The 8040-nt window shown below is 65.1% G+C and carries 6 protein-coding genes; all 6 read right to left on the reverse strand.

Annotated elements, in window-relative coordinates:
- Positions 1-427: 427 nt before the first annotated feature.
- The 6 genes from E0493_RS23895 to E0493_RS11185 all read right to left on the reverse strand — a co-directional run bounded on the left by E0493_RS23895 (position 428) and on the right by E0493_RS11185 (position 7871).
- Entirely contained in the window at positions 428-709 is a 282-nt protein-coding gene (locus E0493_RS23895) for an HGGxSTG domain-containing protein (protein WP_367614497.1), read from the reverse strand.
- Positions 706-1242, reverse strand: coding sequence for a hypothetical protein (locus E0493_RS11165; RefSeq protein WP_160937026.1), 537 nt, complete (start codon positions 1240-1242; stop codon positions 706-708). The genes E0493_RS23895 and E0493_RS11165 overlap by 4 nt, the downstream gene beginning before the upstream one ends.
- A 574-nt stretch (positions 1243-1816) precedes the next feature.
- The gene (locus tag E0493_RS11170; protein WP_160937027.1) at positions 1817-4411 is read right to left on the reverse strand and encodes a DUF6371 domain-containing protein; all 2595 of its coding nucleotides are present in this window, start codon (positions 4409-4411) and stop codon (positions 1817-1819) included.
- Positions 4404-4865, reverse strand: coding sequence for a hypothetical protein (locus E0493_RS11175; RefSeq protein ID WP_235913710.1), 462 nt, complete (start codon positions 4863-4865; stop codon positions 4404-4406). The genes E0493_RS11170 and E0493_RS11175 overlap by 8 nt, the downstream gene beginning before the upstream one ends.
- Positions 4866-5131: 266 nt before the next feature.
- Positions 5132-5398, reverse strand: a complete 267-nt coding sequence (locus E0493_RS11180; protein WP_160937028.1) for a helix-turn-helix transcriptional regulator — start codon at positions 5396-5398, stop codon at positions 5132-5134.
- A gap of 1648 nt (positions 5399-7046) precedes the next feature.
- A complete protein-coding gene (locus tag E0493_RS11185; RefSeq protein ID WP_160937029.1) occupies positions 7047-7871 on the reverse strand; it encodes a WYL domain-containing protein in 825 nt (274 codons plus the stop codon).
- Between the last annotated feature and the right edge of the window lie 169 nt (positions 7872-8040).

Below are 8040 nucleotides of genomic sequence, written 5' to 3' on the forward strand. Positions count from 1 at the left end.
CACAGCGTCGTGCTCGAGACCGGCCGACTCCGCTTGACCGGCTGCCCAAGGCGAGGAGGTGAACGGGCCGCGCGACACGCGTACGCCGGGGGGTCGAAATTGGCCAAGGGCTTCGATCGCGAAGCTGGCGGTTATGCGTCCTCGCCACTTAATGGTCGCTTACCGATCGATGCCGGACATCCCGGCAGCGCGCACGAAGGTTCCCAAAGGGTCGTAGCCGGCGATACGCTTCGCAAACGGTGAATGTCCGCCCTCGCACGGTCAGCCCTCGGAAGCCGCTCGTCCGCTTTCGGCCCCATCACGCCTTTCAGTCCGAACTCTAGTAGCCTGTCGTTTTGTCCGCTTGCAGAGATGCGCAAGCCTCTCCTGCCCAAGTTGTCCAGAGCCGCCTCCACCCAGAGCGGCGCCCGCTGATTTGGCTTTCACTCTAGGTGCTTCCCTTCAGTTCGGCGGTACTGGCTAGGAGCGCCCGCATATGCCGACGCAAGCTCCGCATCTCAGCGCCACGGCTGCCATGGATAGTTTGAGCTGCTCGGATGCTCGCCAAACCCTCGGCCGTGCGTGGACCCGTGCTCGCGCCGCCGTGCATCCGGCAGCGGCCGTTCGCCATGGCAGGCGCCATGCAGGAGGTGTTCCCCCGGGTGCGGGCACCGCAACGCGGTGCCGCATGGGCTTTGTGCATGGGGTTCTGCGCCTCGGGCTTTTTCATACCCCACCCTCTGCCCTGCCAGCCGGTTGGACGTTGCCGACGATCGCTTGCCCACCCTCCTGCACCACCACCCGCTCGACGCGCACCACCTGCGGCCCTTTGCCGCGCTTACGGTTGAGCGCCTCGACCATGTCGGTCATGGCTCGGGCCAGGTTGGCACCGTCTTTACGCAGCTTGGCCGCCGTTTCGAAGGGCTGGTTGGGCACCATGGCCCGGCGCAGGCACTCCATGGCTCCGAAGTGGAGCGCCACAGCCTGTGCCGCCAGCATGCCCTCGATCTCATCCCGAGGCCTGAAGGCCGCCAGGGCCTGCGACACCGCCCGCGCCTTCTTCAGCTGCTCCTCCTCCGGTTCCCCCGGTGGCGACCAGAGGGCGCTCAAGGTCTCGCGGACCAGCACCTCATTGGTGCTAGCGCATCGACTGCCGCCAAGGTCGCGCAATGGATTGTTGGGCTGGTCCGTGGGCGGCCGTACCAGCCGACTGCCCCCTGCGGGGCGGTCATTGATCGCCTTGCGTGCCTCCTTGGCCGTCATGTCCTGCACTCCACCAATGCATGTTGATCCAGGTGAACAGGAGGATGGCAGGTCCAGCAGCACCAGCCCGTGGGCGCTTCCCGCTCCCGCCACCATCGGCCGCCTCCCCCGCCAGAGCGACTGCAGCAGCCACACCAAGCGCCCGGTGGCGGTACCTGGCGGGAATCTGACCAGGAGGGCGGGCGCTGTAGGCTGGAGGCCAGGGGGCTGCCGCTCGCTGGGAAGCGTCCTTCCTGGGGCTCGGGGAGTGACGGTGATCCTGCTGCCTCGGTACCGGCCTCGGCAGGCCGCACACCCCTTCCGAGTGTCTCAGCTGCTTTCCCCTGGCGGGCGGCCAGGATGCTGACCACCTCCTCGCGGTGCTGCCGGAGGTCCGTCAGCACGTCCTCAGGCGGAGGTGCGCTGGCTTGCATCTGCACGCGGCCGCCCGGAGCCAAGTGGAACTGGACTCCAGCAGCCTCGGCACGGGCGAGAGCCCTGGCGGCCGCCACGGCTTTGCCTCCCCCGATGCGGCCGCCGCTCCCACTGGGGGCAGGAAAAGCATAGGGGGCATAGGGACCATGGGGGATGGCGCTCACAGGGCGGCGCTCCACCCGCTGTCGACCTGACGAAGGACATATCGGTCGGGTGACCACCTGCCGGTTCGGACGCGGGTCAGCACGAAGCCTGCCACACGCGTGCCCTCCAGGGACGCCACTTTCGCCGCCCACTGCTGCCGTGATCGGCCCAGCATGTCGGCGGCCTCCCGAACCGAGTCCGCCAGCTCCGCAGCCTTCACGGAGCGGTCGCGGTGGGCATTCCACCACGCAATGAAGATCTCGCTGACCTCCTGCCGTAGCGGATCTCGCGCCTTGATGTCGGCAATCCTCCAGGCCGGATCCTGACAGCCCAGCGCCAGCAGCGGGTCCCGGCACCATCGTCCCCACTGCGTGAAGCTCCCCAAGGGCTGGCCGGCCGGCAGCGTATCCCCCATCTGCCGCCCCCATCGCCAGATGATCAGCACGTCGCGGAGCAGAGCCTCCCGAGCCGCCAGGGTCTCGGCAATGAGGTCTGTGCGAAAATCGCGGGTTTCAGGATTCTCGCCTGCCTCGAGCTCAACGGTGAGGAAACGGCGCACCAAATCTTCGCTCAGCGTGACCCCGTTGCCGGTGATACCGATGAAGGCTGTCGAGTTCAGAAGAACATTGGCGCTGCGTCCCAGCACGCGAACCTCCGCCGGGCGTTCCGTGAGGACGGAGGCAAGGACGTCCGACTTGAGGGCGATGCTGTTCAGATTGTCCAGAAAGAGGGTTGGCCGGGCCTCCATGAGAGCGGCCGAGATGCGCTTGGCGAGCTCCTCGGAGGTGTCGCCGGCAGTGATGGCGGTCGGATGGCCTCCGAAGGCAATGGCGCAGACGGCCCGTACGAGGAGGCCCTTGCCGGTGCCGGCGCCCGACAAAGACGGAGCTCGGACGAGAAGCCCGGGGGCAAGCCACAGGCAAGGCCGGCTGACTGCCGTCAGTAACCCGCAGAGGAGAGCACTCTCATCGGCGCCCGGCGGAAGGCTGAGATCAACCACCGGAACCGAGGCGTCGGGCACCGATACCCGTGCCGAGTCGGCGAAGGCGAAAGTCCGGAAGTGACCGCGGAGCCGCAGCAGCGCGGCTTCGGCATCGGCGCGCGAAGGCTGGTCCGGACACGCCACCTGCGGCACGCCCTCGCACCATAGCCGCGTTCCAGCATCATAGCCGTCGACGACCTGCACCGTGCCGTCTCCACGCAGGATCGGCGCGGAGGTGATCCCGTCGAGAGGGCGAAGGCCGCAGGCGGCTTTATTGTCCAGGTAAAGCTTGGCGACACGCTCCGGCAGGGTGATATCCTCCCGCCTTACCTCTTTCCCGACTTTCACCAGGCGGAAAGGCCGGACAACCTGATGGGCTTCGTGCACGACGCCGCTCACCGTCAGCGGCTCGATGGTTTGGCCGCCTTTCGGGCGGTTGTAGACCAGCCGTGCAGGACCGTTCCGGTCAAACAGGTGAGGCACCGGCGTCAGCAGGTCAGCCAGATCCACCGCCACGTCCGGCAAATCCGCTCCGTCGACATACAGGTCGACCCGTTGCCGAGAACCAGTAGCAGGCTCGGCGAATGCTTCCTTCTCACCACCTTGCTCGGTGTCGGATGCCGCTTCGCCTGAACCCTGCTCCGCCGCAGCCCTGGCCTCCACCAAGAGGGAGCGCAAAGTTTCGGCGGTGACACCTTCCGGCTGTGGCTTCTCCGGAACGTTCAGATCCGCCACATCCCAGCCGTCCGGCCAATCGGCGGGGACAGCGACTATTGCCGTGCCTGTTGCTCCGGCCGCACGAACAAGCTTGACCACCTCTGGAGCGGCTTTCCGCCCAGGCTCATCAGCGTCAGGCCAAAAAACGACGAGGCGGCCCTGCAACGGTGCCCAGTTGGCCTTGTCTACCGAGTTACAACCCCCCTGCCAGCATACGGCAACCCAGTCCGGGAACAGGGCTTGCGCGGCAACGGCAGACTTTTCGCCCTCGGTGATCAGTACAGGGGCGTCCAGGCGAGCTGCGAGATGGTCCTGCCCATACAGCGGCCGCAGGCTAGGAGGCGCCTTGCAGTGCCAGCCCGTGCAATCGCGTAGCTGACCCTGCCGATCGGTCCAGATCCGCCGCGCATAGACCCAAGGCAACACCACCTTGGCTGGCCGACCCTCGCCGTCAATGAAGTCGTAGCGGGCCGTGACGATGATCAGGTCGCCTACAGCGTCGCGGTACACCCACACCCGTGACGGCATGCCGTGCATCCAGTGCTCGAACCGACGGCACGGCGGGTCTTGCTCGGGGCAGGCCAGCAGTTCCAGAACGTCGTCCTGGTTCTTGCTCTTCCCACCCTCTCCTGCCCGCGGGGAACTTGCCCCGTTTGGGTTGGGCTCTCCCAGTGGGGCGAACGGATCCTCGTTCGGCGGGTCACATGTCTCGCTGGAGCGAGGACCGTCAGCCTCCGTATCCGGCATGCTGTCCGGAGCGGCTCCCGAGGCATCGTCGCCTGCAGGGCTGCGGCCATGGTTGCCCGGCTCGGGGTCCGAATGGTCGGGCTCGCTGGTAGGTTCATGCGTGGCGTCAACCGATGACTGGCCACCCGCTGGCATATGGGTGGGGTGCCTGCAGTCGTCATCCATGCTGCCCACCTTCCAGCCGCAGCATCTGCGCCAGCTTCTGCGCGGCTTTGGACTGCGGCAACCCGGCCACGGCGGCCGCGAGGCTCACCACGTCGCCTCCCCGGTCTCCCGTGGCGAAATCGCACCACATTCCAGCTCGCTGGCCGTAGAGGCGCACCTTCAGGCTGTTGCCGGCCTCCCCCTGGAGGCTGCCGACCTGCCACTCGCCACCAACAGTCCTTCCGCCGGGAAGCAGACGCGCCAGCACTTCGGGCAGGCGGGCGAGCGCGGCCTGGTTGATGGCGGCGTAGTCCGGACCCGAAGGGGCCGTGACGATTTCCTCCAGGGCGGCCAGCTGTCGGGCTGTCAAAGGCCGACGCGCCGCCTGCCTGCGCAGGCTCATCAGGAAGGCACGTGCCTTGGGGGTAACGCTCTGCAGAGCCAGTGCCGCATTGATCTTATCAATCACCAGCATGAGCAACGCCTCCGCGGCTGACGGCTGGCAGCCGATGCTCCTCGCAGGCAGCGCTCAGGCGGGCACAGCCTCCTTGCTGGAGGCACATCGTTGCCAGTGCCACATCTACCCAGGCGGTGAGATTGCTAAGCCTCATAGGACGAGGTCCCTGTGTGAGGCCGCGGCGTAAGGGCAGTGGCAGAAGACAGAGCAATGCCCTATATCTGGGACTGCACATTGAGTTGCCTGTCTTCCCCGCCGGGTGCCCTCGCGCCCGGCGGTTTGTGTTAGAGAGCGGGCTTCCGGGGCGCGGCTGCCACAACGGCGCGCAGTTCGGACCGGCGCCAGCGCGGGCAGCGCGGCGTGACGTAGTAGGGCGGAGGCAGGGTGCCCCGCTTCACGTCGCGCCAGAAGGTCGAGAGGGCGCGACCGGTCTCGGCAGCCGACTCAGCAGCGGTGATAAGCGGATCGTCCGGCATGACCCGCAGTTCTGCGCGCCGGATCTGCCGGGCCGTCTTGCGGCCGGAGGTCGATAGGGAGATCTCCAGAGCCATACCAATCCACCTCCGTTCATAAGGATGGATTGTCATTCACGCTTTCTGCCTGCCCGAAATAGCTGCCCGAAAAGGGGCTACCTCATTTAATTTCGGGCAGCCCAGATGAGCCTTCACCGTGCCACGACGGGATTTTGTTCCGGATGGACTTCGCGCCGGGTGACGGCTCGTGCCGATGTTCCTTTTGGAACCAATCGAACAAATGGCGTGCTTCGTCTGAACGGGACGCAAGTGCCTCCCCAGAAGCCAGTCTCCGCAAGTACTCCTGCTTGATAAGATGCATGCTTGAAGGACGGCCTGGCCCACCGCTCACAACTGCCTTGACGCCATTTTTCAGGAGGAAATCCTGCGGGAAGCACTTCCGGAGCATGGTTGCCGGAAAGCGAAGGTCACCCCAGTCTGGCCTCTCGGGTGCCGCCTGCATGATCAGCTCCGCCTCCGATGCGGTGGAACCTAGCATCAGCCAGCCGTGTCCTTCGGGCTCAAGGGAGCGGTGGTCATGTAGGAGGTAGCTTACGGGTACCCGTTCATGGACATGGCTGAAGAAGATCTCAGCCTGAGCATCACCAGGCCGGCCAAGTACTACCAGGCGTCCAGTGCGTAGCGCATCGAGGAGTGCACATTCTGCGCGTCTTAAATGTGATGTGGCCTGGTGAACTTGATCAATGTCGACAGCTAATTGCCTGAGGATTTCGGGAACAGGCATAGCGTTCCTGTGCAGCAGCTGGCGAACGATGGCGCGCTGCGAGGTAGGAAGAGGAGGGAGTGGGCAGCGCCGCCAGCGCTTCCTACGCCTAGCCCGTGTCAGGCCCCATTGCACGCGCAGCCAAACCCGTCGCAACCAACGAAGAGGTGGGGTGCGTCGCACTGTTGAGCGGGCGCCGTTCCAATAGCCCCACCTCTGGTGCATGTCAGGAGTAGCTGGCGGAGGCCGATTAAAGACTGTTGGGTCACCATAAGCGACATAGGCCAGCGCCTGAGCAACAGTGAAGTAGTCGGTACGATCGCTTTGCACACCTCGCCTCCGACATGTAGCAAGCCATCTAGAAGACAGGGTGTCCAGCTATCCAAGGTTGGATGTGGACGGACCGTCGTTGGCAGCCGCCAGCAGGTGCCGTCACAACTGCGGGGCTAATCTTTGTGGCGCCGGCACTGCCGGGATCCGAGGGGTGGATGGTCGGGTGCTGTCGCCCACCCACACCCGGCCCCGCAGGCGGCTCTACCGCTACTACGTCAGTCAGGTCGTGCTGAAGGGGGACGGCCGACGACTGCCCGGTCCGGCGCCTACCCGCGGCCGAGATCGAGGACGCGGTGGTGGACCAAGTCCGGCCGCACTCGGCTCACCAGGGCGCCACACCCGCCGAGATCGGCAGGCGAGCCATCACGCCTCGGATGATGGAAGCCCTTGCCAACGCCGCTCCCGCAGCGGCAAGCAATCACCAAGGACTCTAGCTCAGCCTGGACGAACTTCAGGGCTCAGGTCACCGGCGAGCCAATGGTCGGGGTTGTCCGCATCTATATGGCAAAAGAATCCGCATGGAAGAACTGGGCAGGCTCAGGCCAGTAGGTGCGCGAGTTTTCGAACCTAAAACTAATTGAGGGAACCTAGACCTTAACGCTGGCGAGTTCTGAGGTCAGCAACCTTCCTCTATCCGCCTGCCTCTTCTGCCGGAGCTAAATTGTCGCCCTGCTCTGAGTCCAGGGGCGCTTTCACCGCCGGAAGATAAGGCAGGAGTTCCTCGGCATTCTGGCAGACAACATCGTTCAGGTCGTCCGAACGGCGGCGCTTTCCCTGGCTTCGAACGCTGGCCAGCAGATTCATCTGCGTGAGCGTGTACAAGAGGAGCGCCTTTCTGGTCGGGATAACCCTCCTCCCCTCCGTCATCCCGTAATCCGTCTTGATGACCTGCCTCTGGCTGGGTGACAGACGTTCAGCCGGCACCAGGACGATGTCGACCATCTGGTGCCAGTCCCGGTCCGCTGCGGCATCCACCCAGGGTTCCCCAGGCGCCAGTTCGGCCTGCAGGATGCGCGCGGGAATGCAGTCGATGAAGGTCATCCGCCGGCTGTCATAGGCGCGCAGGTGCAGCCGTTCACCGGTGTCCACCACCGAGTGTGGACAAAGCAGGCGCTCCGTCGGCTCCTCGCGGGACATCGACTGGTAGGTGACCTTGAGGGGAATCCGATTCGCGTAGGACTGGGCGATAAGGCCAGCCACAGACCCCGGAATGGTGCGGCTCGGGGTGGTCACATCCTCGACAGGGATGACCCGGGAATCCTGCTCGGCCGAACTCTGGGCCCATTCCAGGAAGCTTTGGTCGAACAGGGCCTCGTAGTTGGGGGTGACCACCCAGGCCTTGCTGGAAGGGTCCATGACCGCGTTTCCAGGCGCCAATTTCAAGTAGTTAGCCATGTCCTGGGAGGCCTGCTGCCGCGAGATGCCCATCAGGCGTACCATGTCGGCACGCTTCACGGAGCCAATCCAGCGCAGCCGCCCGTCCAGCCACCGGAGGCGTCTTTCGACCTCGGAGCGGTTCCGGTCCGGCAAAAGGCTGTCTAGTGAGTGGACTGTCATCGTCTGGTGACTATACTCTTAATGCATGGATGGCACACTTCAAGAGGCTGAGGCTGGATACGAGCGC

The sequence above is a fragment of the Teichococcus coralli genome (genome assembly GCF_009829925.1).
Lineage (GTDB): Bacteria > Pseudomonadota > Alphaproteobacteria > Acetobacterales > Acetobacteraceae > Pseudoroseomonas > Pseudoroseomonas coralli.